Raw genomic sequence first — 14,447 nt, 5'->3', positions numbered from 1 at the left:
GGGAGCGAGCTTGCTCGCGAAGGCGGAGTGTCAGTCATCAGATATGTTTCTGATGCACCGCCTTCGCGAGCAAGCTCGCTCCCACAGTTTCATCGGTGTCATCTTTCGGTCATGCGCCTGACTTAATCTCCCCGGCAATCCCCTTGGCTTGATTCGGTGCCGGCATGACCCTGCGTGTTCTGTGCGTTTTTCTCTTGAGTGCGTGGCTGACGGTTGCCGCCGCCGCCCTGCCCCTTCCTGAAAACGGCCCGGCGTTGCGCATTCAAGGCTCCAACACCATCGGCGCCGAACTCGGCCCGGCACTGGTCGAAGGCCTGTTGCAAGAACAGGGTCTGCTGAAAATCCACCGCGAAACCCCGGACACCGCCAACGAATTGCGCATTGTCGGCCAGACCGCTCAAGGCAAACGCGTGGTTGTGGAAGTCGCCGCCCACGGTTCCAGCACCGGTTTCACCGCGTTGAAAACTGCCAGCGCCGACCTGGCCGCGTCCTCTCGCGAGATCAAGGACAGTGAGTTGCAGACCCTGCAATCACTGGGCGACTTGAAAAGCCCCGCCGCCGAACAAGTCATCGCCATTGATGGTCTGGCGATCATCCTTCATCCCGACAATCCCCTCCAACAACTGGACACCGAGCAACTGGCGCGAATCTTCGCCGGCGAGGTGAAAACCTGGGAAGACCTCGGCGGGCGTGGCGGTGCGATTCATTTATATGCGCGCGATGATCAGTCCGGCACCTACGACACGTTTAAGGAACTGGTCCTCAGCCGTCGTGGGAAAAGTCTGAACAGCGCGGCGAAACGGTTTGAATCCAGCGAGCAATTGTCCGACGCGGTGAGTAGCGATCCGCAAGGCATCGGTTTCATCGGCTTGCCCTACGTGCGTCAGGCCAAAGCCGTGGCGATCGCCGATGGCGCGTCGCAATCGATGTTACCGCTGAACAGCCTGATCGCCACCGAAGACTATCCACTGTCGCGGCGCTTGTTCTTCTATCTGCCGCCCGCCAGCAACAATCCATGGGCGCAGGCCTTGGTAACGTTTGCGCAAAGTCGCCAGGGTCAGGCGATTGTCGCTGCCAACGGTTTCATCAGCCAGACCGTGCATGCGATGAGCGTCGCGCCGAACGCGCTGATGCCCGAGGGCTATCAATCGCTCAGCCGTCACGCCCAGCGCCTGACGGTGAACTTCCGTTTTGAAGAAGGCAGCGCGACGCTGGATAACAAGGCGCGTCAGGATCTGGCGCGGGTGTTCGACTATATAAAGCGCCATGACAAGACTGAACGCGCAGTGACGCTGGTGGGTTTTGGTGATCTCAAGGACGACCCGGCGCGGGCCGATTTGCTATCAAAGCTGCGGGCGATGGCGGTGCGACGGGAATTGGTGAAGAGCGGCGTGGTGTTGCGCGAGGTTCGCGGCTTTGGCGCGTTGATGCCGGTGGCGGCGAACAACGCGGATGAGGGCAGGATCAAGAATCGCCGGGTTGAGGTTTGGGTGTATTGATATCCGCCAGATCGTTCCCACGCTCCGCGTGGTAACGCCGCCATGGACGCTCCGCGTCCACTGTGACGCAGAGCGTCACGGGATGCATTCCCACGCAGAGCGTGGGAACGATCAGGTGGATCAGCGCTCGCTACGCAACATTTCCTTCGGCACATATTTGCCGATTTCGAACTTGCCGATTGCCGCACGGTGCACCTCGTCCGGGCCGTCGGCCAGGCGCAGGGTGCGTTGCATGGCGTACATGTAGGCCAGCGGGAAATCATTCGACACCCCTGCCCCGCCATGCATCTGGATCGCCCGGTCGATCACGCGCAGCGCCACGTTCGGCGCGACAACCTTGATCTGCGCGATTTCACTTTTCGCCACTTTGTTACCGACGGTGTCCATCATGTACGCCGCTTTCAATGTCAGCAGGCGCGCCATGTCGATTTCCATCCGCGAGTCGGCAATCTTGTCGACGTTACCGCCCAGACGCGCCAACGGTTTGCCGAAGGCAGTGCGGCTCACCGAGCGTTTGCACATCAGTTCCAATGCACGCTCAGCCATGCCGATCGAACGCATGCAGTGGTGAATCCGACCTGGGCCAAGGCGACCCTGAGCGATTTCGAAACCACGGCCTTCACCGAGCAGGACGTTTTCGTACGGCACGCGCACGTTGTCGAACAGTACTTCGGCGTGGCCGTGCGGCGCATCGTCGTAACCAAATACCGGCAGCGGACGGACGATTTTCACGCCGGGTGTGTCGACTGGCACGAGGATCATCGAGTGCTGGGCGTGGCGCGGCGCATCGGGATTGCTCAGGCCCATGAAAATGAGGATCTTGCAGCGCGGATCGCAGGCGCCGGAGGTCCACCATTTTTTGCCGTTGATCACCCACTCGTCACCATTGCGCTCGGCGCGGGCAGCCATGTTGGTCGCGTCGGACGAGGCTACGTCGGGTTCGGTCATGGCGAACGCCGAGCGGATTTCGCCGCGTAACAGCGGTTCGAGCCAGCGCTGTTTCTGTTCTTCATTGGCGTAGCGCACCAGCACTTCCATGTTGCCGGTGTCCGGCGCCGAGCAGTTGAACGGCTCAGGCCCGAGCAAGGAGCGGCCCATGATTTCAGCGAGTGGCGCGTATTCAAGGTTGCTCAGGCCGGCACCGAGCTCCGATTCCGGCAGGAACAGATTCCACAGGCCTTCGGCTTTGGCACGGGCTTTGAGCTCTTCCATGATCGCCGTCGGCTGCCAGCGATCACCTTCGGCAACCTGGCGCTCGAACACGGCTTCGGCCGGGTAAACGTAAGTGTCCATGAACGCGGTCACGCGCTCACGCAGTTCTTGCACCTTGGGCGAATAAGCGAAATCCATGATCAATTACCTTCTTGGGCAGAGGTTGTTCAAGTCATGCAATCGATGCTAGAACAGCGCTGATAATTTACCTAGCCTATTCTCGGCGTGTATAAACATTCATCACCGATATATGATCCAGTGATCGTCAGCCCTTAAAAACAAGAGAAGCCGCGTTATGAATCTGAGCAAGGTCGACCTCAACCTTTTCATCGTCTTTGACGCGATCTACACCGAAGCCAACCTGACCCGCGCCGGGCAGATTGTCGGCATCACTCAGCCGGCGGTGTCCAACGCCTTGGCGCGGTTGCGCGAGACCTTCAACGATCCGCTGTTCGTGCGCACAGCTCAGGGCATGGTGCCGACGCCGATGGCGCAGAACATCATCGGCCCGGTGCGCAACGCGCTGTCGTTGCTGCGCGTGTCGGTTCAGGAAAGCCGCATTTTCAACCCGGCGCAGGCGGTCAAGACCTACCGCATCAGCATGACCGACCTCACCGAAGCGGTGATTCTGCCGCCGCTGTTTCAGCGCCTGCGCCGCCTGGCGCCGACCGTGATTATCGAAAGCTTCTTGTCCAAGCGCCGCGAAACCACCAAGGAACTGGCGGCCGGGCGGCTGGATTTTGCTGTGGATGCGCCGCTCAACACTGACCCGCAGGTGCGTCACGTCAAGCTGATGGAAGACCGTTACGTGTGTGCGATGCGTAAGGGCCATCCGATGGCGGGCAAGGAAAAGCTTTCGCTGGACGATTACTTGTCGCTGACGCATATCCATATTTCCAGCCGTCGCAGTGGTCTGGGTTATGTCGATCTGGCACTGGGCAAAATGGGCATTCAGCGCAAGATCGCCCTGCGTTCGCAGCATTATTTGATGGCATCGCAGGTAATGCAGCAGACCGATATGGTCATGACCGTGCCGGAGCGCTTCGCCCGTCGGCATGAACTGCAGGCGTTTAATCTGCCGGTCAATGATGTGCCGCCGGTGGAGACGCATCTGTATTGGCACGAAAGCACCGATCAGGATCCGGCGAATCGCTGGATGCGTGAGCAGATGATCGAGTTGTGCCAACAGGTGACGGCGCAGGAGAAGAAGCTCGATAAGGTGTAAGACTTCTTACCGCGATGAGGCCAGCATGAACACCAAAGATCATCCAGCTTGACGTAAACGTCAACCTGCCATTAGCTTAGCGCCAAGACCTTTTTCCGAGCGCTTCCATGAGCAGCCAGACTTACAGCATCTCCGACCTCGCCCGCGAGCTGGACATCACCACCCGGGCGATCCGCTTTTATGAAGAGCAAGGCCTGCTCAGTCCTGAGCGCCGTGGCCAGGAACGCATCTATTCACCGCGCGACAAGGTCAGCCTGAAACTGATCCTGCGTGGCAAGCGCATCGGCTTTTCGCTGGCCGAATGCCGTGAACTGATCGAGCTCTACGATCCATCCAGCGGTAACACTAAACAGCTCAACAGCATGCTGGCGAAAATCACTGAGCGCCGCGAGCAGTTGGAGCAGCAGTTGCTGGATATCGAACAGATGAAGCTGGAACTCGATACCGCCGAAGAGCGCTGCGTGCAGGCGCTGGAGCAGACCCTCAAGAGCCAGCAGGCGATCTAACAGATCAAACACTATTCCCTGTGGGAGCGAGCTTGCTCGCGAATACGGTCTGACATTCAAATGTTTGTCGACTGATGCACCGCTTTCGCGAGCAAGCTCGCTCCCACAGGGTTCTCCACGAATTCAAAAGAGCAGGTCAGTCCCATGTCCCTCCCCTCCCAAGTACGCCTGATCGAAGTCGGCCCGCGCGATGGCCTGCAGAACGAAGCCCAGCCGATCAGCGTGGCCGACAAGGTGCAACTGGTCGACGCCCTCAGCGCCGCCGGTCTCGGCTATATAGAAGTCGGCAGTTTCGTTTCGCCCAAATGGGTGCCACAAATGGCCGGTTCCGCCGAAGTGTTCGCGCAGATCCAGCGCAAACCCGGTGTGACCTACGGCGCACTGGCGCCGAACCTGCGCGGCTTTGAAGATGCGATCGCCGCCGGGGTCAAGGAGGTTGCGGTGTTCGCCGCCGCCTCCGAAGCCTTCTCGCAGCGCAACATCAACTGCTCGATCAGCGAAAGCCTGGCGCGCTTTGCACCGATCATGGAAGCGGCGAAGCAACATGGCGTTACCGTGCGCGGTTACGTGTCCTGTGTGCTCGGTTGCCCGTACGAAGGCACGGTAGCGCCGGAACAAGTGGCGATGGTCGCGCGCGAGTTGTATGCGATGGGCTGCTACGAGGTTTCGCTGGGCGACACGATTGGCACCGGCACCGCGGGCGCGACTCGGCGCTTGTTCGACGTGGTCTCGGCACACGTGCCACGGGACAAACTCGCCGGGCATTTCCACGACACCTATGGCCAGGCCATGGCCAATATCTACGCAAGCCTGCTTGAAGGCATTTCTGTTTTCGACAGCTCTATCGCCGGCCTCGGCGGTTGCCCCTACGCCAAAGGCGCGAGCGGTAACGTTGCGACCGAAGACGTGGTGTACCTGCTCAACGGCCTGGGTATCGACACCGGTATCGACCTGGATGCCTTGATTGCTGCGGGTCAGCAGATCAGCGCGGTGCTCGGTCGCCCGAGCGGTTCGCGCGTGGCCAAGGCTCGCAGCGCACAGTGAGGGGGGAAGGTGTTACCGCTGTGTCCGGAATGTGGCTTCAAGCGAGTAACACGGAAACAAATTGTCTGGTTTCGCCGGAATGAAAAAACGCCTTAATTTTCAAATCATTGATTTATAAAGGATTTTAAAAGTTGGCACGGCTTCTGCTATCTCTATGGCATAACAAGAATAAAAAGCAGCAAACCAATAAAAATAAGACGTACCGACTCTGACATAACAAAAACAACACGGCAGAGACGCAGCTAACAGATTTTTTTGGAGAAGGTGTGCTTTTCAGGGTGCTCTCAGGAGTGACCCGCAACCGGGCAGAGAACAATAAAACTACCTTCAGGTAGCCCCCGAATCGGTTGGATCGCTTAGCGAGAAAGCAGATCAGCGCTCAAAAAAATACGTTTGCTCTTGACCCCGGATGGGGGTCGCCAAAAACAGCGGTAAAGGGCCACGGTTGCCAAAAACAACAACAGACCGACCCTCAATAATAAAAAAGAGCACGCGACGACAAAATTAAAGGGGAGCCTCGGCTCCCCTTTGTGCTTTCTGTGATTCCTCAATCCCCCCAAATCCCTGTGGGAGCTGGCTTGCCAGCGATTGCGGTAGATCATTCAACATTGACGCTGGCTGATCCGACGCCATCGCTGGCAAGCCAGCTCCCACAGTGTTTGTGTTCACCGCTTGATTGTTTTCAGTTCTTCGATACTTATTTCCCGCATCCTGAATTTCTGAATCTTGCCCGTCACCGTCATCGGAAACTCTTCGACGAACTTGAAGTGCCGAGGCGTCTTGAAGTGCGCGATGCGCTCCTTGCACCAGGTTTGCAGCTCCAGCTCCGAAGCACTGTGGCCGGGGTGGAATTTGATCCAGGCGACAATCTCCTCACCGTAACGCGAGCATGGAATGCCGATTACCTGCACGTCGGCCACCGCCGGGTGGGTGAAGAAAAACTCTTCCAGTTCACGCGGATAAATGTTCTCGCCGCCGCGAATGATCATGTCCTTGTTGCGCCCGGCAATGTTGACGTAACCCTCCTCGTTCATGCTCGCCAGGTCACCGGTGCGCATCCAGCCCGCCTCATCGATGGCTTCAGCCGTGGCCTGCGGGTTGTTCCAGTAGCCGAGCATCACGCTGTAACCACGGGTGCACAGTTCGCCGATGGTGCCGCGCGGTACAGGATTGCCGGCTTCGTCGATGATCTTGCTTTCCAGTTGCGGCTGCGTGCGGCCGACGGTGGTCACGCGCAACTCCAACTCGTCGTTCGGCCCGGTTTGCAGCGACACCGGGCTGGTTTCGGTCATGCCGTACGCAATCTGCACTTCGCTCATGTGCATCTCGCTGATCACTCGGCGCATCACTTCGATCGGGCACGTGGCGCCGGCCATGATCCCGGTGCGCAGGCTCGACAGATCGAATTCGTGGCGTTGCGGCTGATCGAGCATGGCGATGAACATGGTCGGCACGCCGTAGAGGCTGGTGGCTTTTTCTGCGGCGACGGTTTGCAGGGTCAGCAACGGGTCGAACGCATCGTTGGGATAAATCATCGTGCTGCCGTGGGTGATGCAACCGAGGTTGCCCATGACCATGCCGAAGCAATGGTACAGCGGCACCGGGATCACCAGGCGATCGCACGGGGTCAGGCCGATGCTTTCGCCGACCATGTAACCGTTGTTGAGGATGTTGTAGTGGCTGAGGGTCGCACCCTTGGGAAAACCGGTGGTGCCGGAGGTGTACTGGATGTTCACGGGTTGATCGAAGTGCAGGCTGTCGCTGCGTACGCTGAGTTGTTCTGGGGTAATGCTCGCCGCCATGTCGGTCAATTGTGACCACGGCAGGAAACCTGATGGCGGCTGCGGATCGAGGCTGATCACCCCGCGCAAGTCCGGCAAACGCTCACTGCGCAGTTGGCCAATGGATTGCTCGGCCAACTCTGGCACTAATCCTTGCAACATGGCGTGGTAGTTCGACGACTTGAACTCCCCGGCGCAGACCAGCCATTGGCAGCCCGACTGCTTGAGCACATATTCAAGCTCCGAGCTGCGGTAGGCCGGGTTGACGTTGACCAGGATCACACCAATTTTCGCCGTGGCGAATTGGGTAATGCACCACTGCGCGCAGTTCGGCGCCCAGATACCGAGACGGTCGCCGGCCTGCAAACCCAAGGCCAGTAGCGCTCTGGCATGCAAATCGACCGCGTCGGCCAGTTGTCGCCAGGAATAGCGCAGCTGCTGATGGCGCACCACCAGCGCTTCACCGTCCGGGTACTGCGCGACCGTGTGATCGAACTTCTGCCCGATGGTCATCGCCAGCAAGGCTTTGTCCTGAGAACCACGGGTGTAGCTGCGCTGCGGGTTTGCACTGGGTTGATCCATGACGACCCCTATTGTCTTTATTAGTGGGTTTTGCCGGATTTCACCCCTGTGGGAGCGAGCTTGCTCGCGAAGAGGCCAGCGGATTCGACATCCATGTTGACTGATCTGACGCTTTCGCGAGCAAGCTCGCTCCCACAAGGTCTGCTCCGTTTCAATCTTGAACTGCCCTTACTCTCGCCTAAGTTGACGTTAACGTAAAGGGTGATTGACAGCCATTCGTCACAGGCTTACGTTAACGTAAAGGTGAGAGCTGAGTGACCGCCCTCCCCACCCTACAAAAAAGCCAAAAGGTGACCCATGAGCTATCCCTCCCTGAACTTCGCCCTCGGTGAAACCATCGACATGCTGCGCGATCAGGTTCAGTCCTTTGTCGCCAAGGAGATCGCCCCGCGTGCGGCGCAGATCGACAGCGACAACCTGTTCCCCGCCGACATGTGGGGCAAATTCGGCGACATGGGCCTGCTCGGCATCACCGTGCCGGAAGAGTACGGCGGCGCTGGCCTGGGTTACCTGGCGCATGTGGTGGCGATGGAAGAAATCAGCCGTGGTTCGGCTTCGGTCGCCCTGTCCTACGGCGCGCACTCCAACCTTTGCGTCAACCAGATCAACCGTAACGGCAACCACGAACAGAAAAGCAAATACCTGCCGAAGCTGATCAGCGGCGAGCACGTCGGCGCACTGGCGATGAGCGAGCCCAACGCCGGTTCCGACGTGGTCTCGATGAAACTGCGCGCCGACAAACGCGGCGACCGCTTCGTGCTCAACGGCAGCAAGACCTGGATCACCAACGGCCCCGACGCCAACACCTATGTGATCTACGCCAAGACCGATCTGGAGAAAGGCCCGCACGGCATCACCGCGTTCATCGTCGAGCGCGACTGGAAAGGTTTCAGCCGCAGCAACAAGTTCGACAAGCTCGGCATGCGCGGTTCCAACACGTGCGAGCTGTTCTTCGATGACGTCGAAGTGCCGGAAGAGAACATCCTCGGCGTGCTCAACGGCGGCGTAAAAGTGCTGATGAGCGGCCTCGATTACGAGCGCGTCGTGCTCTCCGGTGGCCCGACCGGGATCATGCAGTCGTGCATGGACCTGATCGTGCCGTACATCCACGACCGCAAACAGTTCGGCCAGAGCATCGGCGAGTTCCAGTTGATCCAGGGCAAAGTCGCCGACATGTACACCCAACTCAACGCCAGCCGCGCCTATCTCTACGCCGTGGCCCAAGCCTGTGAGCGAGGCGAAACCACCCGTAAAGATGCCGCTGGGGTAATCCTTTACACCGCTGAGCGCGCCACGCAAATGGCCCTCGACGCCATCCAGATTCTCGGTGGTAACGGTTACATCAACGAATTCCCGGCAGGCCGCTTGCTGCGTGACGCCAAGCTGTACGAAATCGGCGCCGGCACCAGTGAGATCCGTCGCATGCTGATCGGTCGCGAACTGTTCAACGAAACCCGCTAAACGGAGCTGGCCATGGCTACCCTGCACACTCAGCTCAACCCTCGTTCAGCGGAGTTCGCCGCCAACAGCGCGGCGATGCTCAAACAGGTCGACGCCCTGCACACCCTGCTCGCCCAAGTGGCGCAGGGCGGCGGCGCGAAAGCTCAGGAACGCCACACCTCGCGCGGCAAACTGCTGCCGCGTGAGCGCATCAACCGCTTGCTTGATCCGGGCTCGCCGTTTCTGGAGATCAGCCAATTGGCGGCCCACGCCGTTTACGGCGAAGACGTACCCGCCGCTGGCGTGATCGCCGGGATCGGCCGGGTCGAAGGCATCGAATGCATGATCGTCGCCAACGATGCGACGGTGAAGGGCGGTTCGTACTACCCGCTGACCGTAAAAAAACACCTGCGCGCACAAACCATCGCGCAGCAGAATCGTCTGCCGTGCATCTATCTGGTCGACTCCGGTGGCGCCAACCTGCCACGTCAAGACGAAGTGTTCCCGGATCGCGACCACTTCGGGCGGATCTTCTTCAACCAGGCCAACATGAGCGCGATGGGCATTCCGCAGATCGCCGTGGTCATGGGCTCGTGCACTGCGGGCGGCGCTTATGTGCCGGCGATGGCGGACGAAGCGATCATGGTGCGCAATCAGGCGACGATTTTCCTCGCCGGCCCGCCGCTGGTGAAAGCCGCGACCGGTGAAGTGGTCAGCGCCGAGGAGCTGGGCGGCGCCGATGTGCACTGCAAGATTTCCGGGGTCGCCGACCATTACGCCGAGAGCGACGAACATGCTCTCGCCCTCGCCCGCCGCAGCGTCGCCAATCTCAACTGGCGCAAGCTCGGTGAACTGCAGCAGCGCGCGCCGATTGCGCCGCTGTACGCCAGCGACGAGTTGTATGGCGTGGTCTCGGCCGACGCCAAGCAACCGTTCGACGTGCGCGAGGTGATTGCGCGACTGGTCGACGGTTCGGTGTTCGATGAATTCAAGGCGCTGTTCGGCACCACGTTGGTCTGCGGTTTCGCCCACCTGCACGGTTACCCGATCGCGATTCTGGCGAACAACGGCATCCTCTTCGCCGAAGCCGCGCAGAAAGGCGCGCACTTCATTGAACTGGCCTGCCAGCGCGGCATTCCGCTGCTGTTTCTGCAGAACATTACCGGCTTCATGGTTGGGCAGAAATATGAAGCCGGCGGCATCGCCAAGCACGGCGCAAAACTGGTGACGGCGGTGGCTTGCGCGAAAGTGCCGAAATTCACCGTGATCATCGGCGGCAGCTTCGGCGCCGGTAACTACGGCATGTGCGGACGCGCTTACGATCCACGCTTCCTGTGGATGTGGCCCAATGCACGCATCGGCGTGATGGGCGCCGAGCAGGCGGCGGGCGTGCTGGTGCAGGTCAAGCGCGAACAGGCTGAACGCAGCGGTCAGACTTTTAGTGCCGAGCAGGAAGCCGAGATCAAGCAACCGATCCTCGATCAGTACGAAGAACAGGGTCACCCCTACTATTCCAGCGCACGGCTGTGGGACGACGGCGTCATCGACCCGGCGCAGACCCGCGATGTGCTGGCCCTGGCCTTGTCCGCGTCGCTGAACGCGCCAATCGAACCGAGCCGCTTCGGCGTGTTCCGGATGTGATCGGGAGAATCTCATGAGCGATTTCAACACCCTCGAACTGCACAGCGACCCACGCGGTTTTGCAACGCTGTGGCTCAACCGCGCCGAAAAGAACAACGCGTTCAACGCCGAGATGATCCGCGAGCTGATCCTCGCGCTGGACAAAGTCGCCAGCGACGCCAGTCTGCGTTTTCTGTTGGTACGCGGCCGTGGCAAGCATTTCAGCGCCGGCGCCGACCTTGCGTGGATGCAGCAATCGGCCGAACTCGATTACCACACCAACCTCGACGACGCCCGTGAACTGGCAGAGCTGATGTACAACCTCGCCAAGCTGAAAATCCCTACCGTGGCCGTGGTGCAAGGCGCGGCGTTCGGCGGCGCATTGGGGCTGATCAGTTGCTGCGACATGGCGATTGGCGCTGATGATGCGCAGTTCTGCCTGTCGGAAGTGCGCATCGGTCTGGCGCCGGCGGTGATCAGCCCGTTCGTGGTGCAGGCCATCGGCGAACGTGCAGCACGACGTTATGCGCTGACGGCCGAGCGTTTTGGCGGGCAGCGGGCGCGGGAACTCGGCTTGTTGTCCGAGAGCTATCCGGCCGCAGAGCTGGATCAACAGGTCGAACAGTGGATCAACAACTTGCTGCTCAACAGCCCCGCCGCCATGCGCGCCAGCAAGGATTTGCTGCGCGAAGTCGGCAACGGCTCGCTGACTCCGGCGCTGCGCCGTTACACCGAAAACGCCATCGCCCGTATCCGCGTCAGCCCTGAAGGCCAGGAAGGCTTGCGCGCCTTTCTGCAAAAGCGCCCGCCGAGCTGGCAAGCCGCAACCACCACCAAGGAGTCGCGTTGATGAGCGCACCTGTTCTCACCACCCTGCTGGTGGCCAACCGTGGCGAAATCGCTTGTCGCGTGATGCGCACCGCCAAAGCCCTGGGCCTGACCACCGTCGCCGTGCACAGCGCCACCGACCGTGAAGCGCGGCACAGCCGTGAAGCGGATATTCGCGTCGATCTGGGCGGCAGCAAAGCGGCCGACAGTTATCTGCAAATCGACAAACTGATCGCGGCGGCCAAGGCCAGCGGCGCGCAGGCGATTCATCCGGGCTATGGTTTTTTATCCGAAAATGCAGGCTTTGCTCGCGCGATTGAAGCGGCCGGCCTGATCTTCCTCGGCCCGCCCGCCTCGGCCATCGACGCCATGGGTAGCAAATCTGCCGCAAAAGCGTTGATGGAAACCGCCGGTGTGCCGTTGGTGCCGGGCTACCACGGCGAAGCGCAGGACCTCGATACGTTCCGCGATGCCTGTGAACGCATCGGCTATCCGGTGCTGCTCAAAGCCACGGCCGGTGGTGGCGGCAAGGGCATGAAAGTGGTTGAAGAGGTCAGCCAGCTCGCCGAAGCGCTGGCCTCCGCTCAGCGTGAAGCGCAGTCGTCGTTCGGCGATTCGCGGATGCTGGTGGAGAAATACCTGCTCAAGCCCCGTCACGTGGAAATCCAGGTGTTCGCCGATCAGCATGGCCACTGCTTGTATCTGAATGAGCGTGACTGCTCGATTCAGCGTCGCCATCAGAAAGTCGTCGAAGAGGCGCCAGCACCGGGCCTGACCGCAGAACTGCGGCGCGCAATGGGTGAAGCGGCTGTGCGTTCGGCGCAGGCCATCGGTTATGTCGGCGCCGGCACGGTGGAGTTTCTGTTGGATGCGCGTGGCGAATTCTTCTTTATGGAGATGAACACCCGCTTGCAGGTCGAGCACCCGGTGACCGAAGCCATCACCGGTCTGGATCTGGTCGCCTGGCAGATTCGCGTGGCGCGGGGTGAAGCGCTGCCGATCACTCAGGATCAGGTGCCGTTAAATGGTCATGCGATTGAAGTGCGCTTGTATGCCGAGGATCCGGCGAACGATTTCCTGCCGGCCACCGGGCGTCTGGATCTGTATCGCGAGTCCGCCGCAGGGCCGGGGCGTCGCGTCGATAGCGGGGTTGAAGAAGGTGATGAAATCTCGCCGTTCTATGACCCGATGCTCGGCAAACTGATTGCCTGGGGCGAGGATCGTGAGCAGGCGCGTCTGCGTCTGTTGAGCATGCTCGACGAGTTCGCGATTGGCGGGTTGAAGACCAACATCAACTTTTTGCGGCGGATCATCGCGCATCCGGCGTTTGCCGCCGCTGAGCTGGATACCGGGTTTATTCCCCGCTATCAGGAGCAATTGTTGCCGACGCCCGAAGCGTTGAGCGATGCCTTCTGGGAGGCGGCGGCACAAGCGTTCGCGCAGTCTTTGCCCGCCGTTGCGCGGGCAGATGACCCGAGCTCACCCTGGGCGTGCAGCAACGGTTTGCGCGCCGGTCTGCCACGTGAAGTCACTCTGCACTTGCGCTGTGAAGGTCAGGACCGCGCGCTGACGCTGGGCACCGGTGGCAACGCGAAACTGGCAGGTGATGAGTTGATTGTCGAGCACGATGGCGTGCGTCGTGCGCTGCGGGCGATTCGCCAGGGTGAGGCGCTGTACCTGCAATGGCAAGGCGAGTTGCGCCGGGTCGAGACATACGACCCGATCAGCGCTGTCGAGGCTAGCCACAGTCATCAGGGCGGTTTGACCGCGCCCATGAACGGCAGCATCGTCCGGGTGCTGGTCGAGGCCGGGCAATCGGTCGAGGCCGGTGCGCAACTGGTGGTGCTGGAAGCGATGAAGATGGAACACAGTATCCGCGCGCCACACGCCGGCGTGATCAAAGCGCTGTATTGCCAGGAAGGCGAAATGGTTGGCGAAGGCAGCGCTTTGGTTGAACTGGAAGCGGTGTGAACGGCAGGATCGATCCTGCGCCTGGCGAGGATCGATCTGATTAGTAACGCGCGGTGGCCTGAACCACGACACCGATGATTCGACACTCTTCGGTCAACAGGGCTTTGGGCCAGGTCGGATTGAGCGGCACCAGGTAACGCTGGCCGCCCTCTTCGTCGAGTTTGCGAAAGATCGCTTCATCGCTGTCCGGCCACTGGGCGATCACCAGTTTGCCGGGCATCGCTTCCACCTCCGGATCGACCAGGATCAGCATGCCTTCGGCAATGCTCGGGCCGCGCGGTGCGGTCATCGAATCCCCCGCCACCGTCAACCAGAACGCCGCGCCTCGGGCGTGATAATCGGTCAGTTCGAAACGCTGCTTGTCGGCTGAGCCGTAGGCGGGTTGCCCACTCTCACGCGCCTCGCACGGCGTGTGCCAGTCGCTGACCGGGTAACGGAAGTACGGGTTGTACTTCTGCGCCAGCGGCATCTCATCGTCGGGCGTTATCTGCGGCTCACGAATCACCAGCACCACTTCCAGGAAGTCCATGCCGAGTGCCTTCAGCACGCGATTCATTTGGGTGATGCCCGGTTCACGGCGTTTGTTCAGCCAATGGCCGATGCCGCCCTGGGACATGCCGACGCGCTCTCCGAGCTCTGTTTGAGTGACTTTCAGTTCACTCATCTTGGCCTTGACCAACTCAATCCATTTATCCATGTGCGGCACCTTACGCGGACGCCTTCGGCCGGCAAAACACAT

At 60.3% G+C, this 14,447-nt stretch carries 11 protein-coding genes; 8 read left to right on the top strand and 3 right to left on the bottom strand.

Annotation, left to right across the window (positions count from 1 at the left end):
- Positions 1 to 164: 164 nt before the first annotated feature.
- Entirely contained in the window at positions 165 to 1,499 is a 1,335-nt protein-coding gene (locus WA225_RS21055) for a substrate-binding domain-containing protein (RefSeq protein WP_422609433.1), read from the top strand.
- Positions 1,500 to 1,619: 120 nt separating this feature from the next.
- On the opposite strand, the gene WA225_RS21050 is transcribed toward WA225_RS21055, so the two are convergent.
- Positions 1,620 to 2,849, bottom strand: a complete 1,230-nt coding sequence (locus WA225_RS21050; RefSeq protein ID WP_422609432.1) for an acyl-CoA dehydrogenase — start codon at positions 2,847 to 2,849, stop codon at positions 1,620 to 1,622.
- Between the two features lie 157 nt (positions 2,850 to 3,006).
- On the opposite strand from WA225_RS21050, the gene WA225_RS21045 reads away from it, so the two are divergent.
- The 3 genes from WA225_RS21045 (at position 3,007) to WA225_RS21035 (ending at position 5,486) form a co-directional block, all read left to right on the top strand.
- On the top strand, positions 3,007 to 3,936 hold the full coding sequence (locus tag WA225_RS21045) for a LysR family transcriptional regulator (RefSeq protein ID WP_016986544.1): 930 nt from the start codon (positions 3,007 to 3,009) through the stop codon (positions 3,934 to 3,936).
- Between the two features lie 107 nt (positions 3,937 to 4,043).
- Positions 4,044 to 4,442, top strand: coding sequence for a MerR family transcriptional regulator (locus tag WA225_RS21040; protein ID WP_007917234.1), 399 nt, complete (start codon positions 4,044 to 4,046; stop codon positions 4,440 to 4,442).
- 144 nt (positions 4,443 to 4,586) lie between these two features.
- A complete protein-coding gene (locus WA225_RS21035) occupies positions 4,587 to 5,486 on the top strand; it encodes a hydroxymethylglutaryl-CoA lyase (protein ID WP_422609431.1) in 900 nt (299 codons plus the stop codon).
- A 665-nt stretch (positions 5,487 to 6,151) separates the two neighbouring features.
- Here WA225_RS21035 and WA225_RS21030 read toward each other — a convergent pair.
- A complete protein-coding gene (locus WA225_RS21030; RefSeq protein ID WP_422609430.1) occupies positions 6,152 to 7,849 on the bottom strand; it encodes an AMP-binding protein in 1,698 nt (565 codons plus the stop codon).
- Between the two features lie 297 nt (positions 7,850 to 8,146).
- On the opposite strand from WA225_RS21030, the gene WA225_RS21025 reads away from it, so the two are divergent.
- The 4 genes from WA225_RS21025 to WA225_RS21010 are packed head-to-tail and all read left to right on the top strand — an operon-like array spanning position 8,147 to position 13,708.
- Positions 8,147 to 9,310, top strand: coding sequence for an isovaleryl-CoA dehydrogenase (locus WA225_RS21025; protein ID WP_422609429.1), 1,164 nt, complete (start codon positions 8,147 to 8,149; stop codon positions 9,308 to 9,310).
- A gap of 12 nt (positions 9,311 to 9,322) precedes the next feature.
- Positions 9,323 to 10,930: a carboxyl transferase domain-containing protein gene (locus WA225_RS21020; RefSeq protein WP_422609428.1), complete on the top strand. Its 1,608-nt coding sequence runs from the start codon at positions 9,323 to 9,325 to the stop codon at positions 10,928 to 10,930.
- Between the two features lie 13 nt (positions 10,931 to 10,943).
- Entirely contained in the window at positions 10,944 to 11,759 is an 816-nt protein-coding gene (locus tag WA225_RS21015) for a gamma-carboxygeranoyl-CoA hydratase (protein WP_422609427.1), read from the top strand.
- Entirely contained in the window at positions 11,759 to 13,708 is a 1,950-nt protein-coding gene (locus WA225_RS21010; RefSeq protein ID WP_422609426.1) for an acetyl/propionyl/methylcrotonyl-CoA carboxylase subunit alpha, read from the top strand. The genes WA225_RS21015 and WA225_RS21010 overlap by 1 nt, the downstream gene beginning before the upstream one ends.
- A 40-nt stretch (positions 13,709 to 13,748) precedes the next feature.
- Here the strand turns inward: WA225_RS21010 and WA225_RS21005 are convergent, their stop codons facing one another.
- A complete protein-coding gene (locus WA225_RS21005; protein WP_422609425.1) occupies positions 13,749 to 14,405 on the bottom strand; it encodes a LexA family protein in 657 nt (218 codons plus the stop codon).
- Positions 14,406 to 14,447 lie beyond the last annotated feature (42 nt).

Source organism: Pseudomonas sp., assembly GCF_049300855.1.
GTDB lineage: Bacteria > Pseudomonadota > Gammaproteobacteria > Pseudomonadales > Pseudomonadaceae > Aquipseudomonas.
The sequence above is the reverse complement of the archived record's forward strand: the minus strand, read 5'-3'. Positions and strand labels throughout refer to the sequence as shown.